Below are 1,641 nucleotides of genomic sequence, written 5' to 3'. Positions count from 1 at the left end.
ACAGCCCCCAGGGACAAACCTTTGATCTTATCAACCGTGTCATTCAAAGCAGTCATAAAAATCACTGGGATTTCATTAGTTGCCGGATTAGATTTCAGTCGGCGGCAGGTTTCAAAACCATCCATTCCTGGCATCATGACATCTAACAAAATCAGATCTGGTGTTGCATATTCGCTCTGATCGATAGCCGTTTCACCATCAGTTGCTACCAAGATTTCCCATCCCGAATTGGCGATCGCTTCTGACAACACTTTCAGATTCGTGGGATTGTCATCAACGATCAAGATAGTGGCTTGATCAACTTTATTGATAGTCATGGATTTACCCCCTGAACGATTTGATAAATTACCGAATTTGCTTAACCTGAAAGCTAGTTGCTAATTGCCTTAACTCATTGGCAAAAGGCCCAAATTTTTTATCTCTCTGTTCCAGTTCAAGCACAGTTTTCTCTATGCCATGGATATTGCCTCTTTTTGCCAATTCAAATAGCTTTTCAATTACCTCAGCTGGTGGAGGTAAAATTTCATCTGTCTCCAGTGGTAAATTTTCGGTATTTATACTTTCTAGATGATTATTGGCTTCATAAAACCAATCAATTTTTAAATATTTTTGTAACTGATTAAAAAGATAATCCATGTTAATTGGCTTAGATAATAATGCATCAGCTCCAGCCTTTATACTGTTTTCTATGTCAGTTTCAAAGGCACTAGTAGATACAACCATAATCACTACATTTGGCAGTTGTTGTGATTTTCTAATAGCACCGATCATTTCCAATCCATCCATAATTGGCATCACAATGTCTGTCAAAATTAAATCGGGCTTAATTTCTGTTGCTTGCTGATAACCTTCTTTACCATTACTTGCTTTAAAGCAACGAAATCCAATCGACTCTAGTAGGTTAATGAGTAACGAGCGATTGTTGAGATGATCATCCACTATTAAGGTGGTTGGAGGTTTACCTTTAATGCCAACAATATTGCTGCTGTCTACGACTGTTTCTTGCTCCAGGGATTCCGTAGCAATTGCTAGTTCCAAATCTAGCCAAAACTGACTTCCCTCACCTAAGGTACTCTCCACTTTTATTTCACTCCCCATTAGGGAGATAATTTTCATACTAATTGCCAATCCCAAGCCAGTGCCTTCTGACTGTTTTTTAGTATCTCCTACCTGCTCAAACGGCAAAAAAATCTTTTTCAACTGTTCTGGAGTCATCCCTACACCAGTATCTTCAATTTTAAATCTGATTGTGTGGGAACGGTCACCATTCAAGGATGAACCGATTAAACTTACTTGAAAGGTCACACTTCCAGTCTCGGTAAATTTAATCGCATTACCCAGTAAATTAATTAAAACTTGCCGCAGGCGTTTTTCATCCCCATAAATTGCCACTGGAAGCTGAGGATCGGCATGGTAAATAAACGATATACTTTTTTCCTGGGCACGAATCCGACAAATTTCAACCACGCCCATCAAGAAGGAATAAAAATGAATATCACTTTTGTGCAGCTTTAGTTTCCGAGCTTCAATTTTCGATAGGTCTAAAATATCATTGATTAAAGTAAGCAAATGAGAGCCACACTGGTGAATAATACCGATGCAATCCAGGTCTGATTTACTTATATTCGAGGAGCGTTTGAG

General features: G+C 38.6%; 2 protein-coding genes. Both read right to left on the bottom strand.

Annotated elements, in window-relative coordinates; translation table 11 throughout:
* Positions 1–317, bottom strand: a 317-nt coding sequence (locus tag F6K53_RS40785) for a response regulator (protein ID WP_293085920.1), incomplete at its 3' end; no start/stop codon positions are given.
* A gap of 28 nt (positions 318–345) precedes the next feature.
* Positions 346–1,641, bottom strand: a 1,296-nt coding sequence (locus F6K53_RS40780) for an ATP-binding protein (protein WP_293085917.1), incomplete at its 5' end; no start/stop codon positions are given.

Origin of the sequence: Moorena sp. SIO4A1 (assembly GCF_010672065.1) — a bacterium.
Lineage (GTDB): Bacteria > Cyanobacteriota > Cyanobacteriia > Cyanobacteriales > Coleofasciculaceae > Moorena.
The sequence above is the reverse complement of the archived record's forward strand: the minus strand, read 5'-3'. Positions and strand labels throughout refer to the sequence as shown.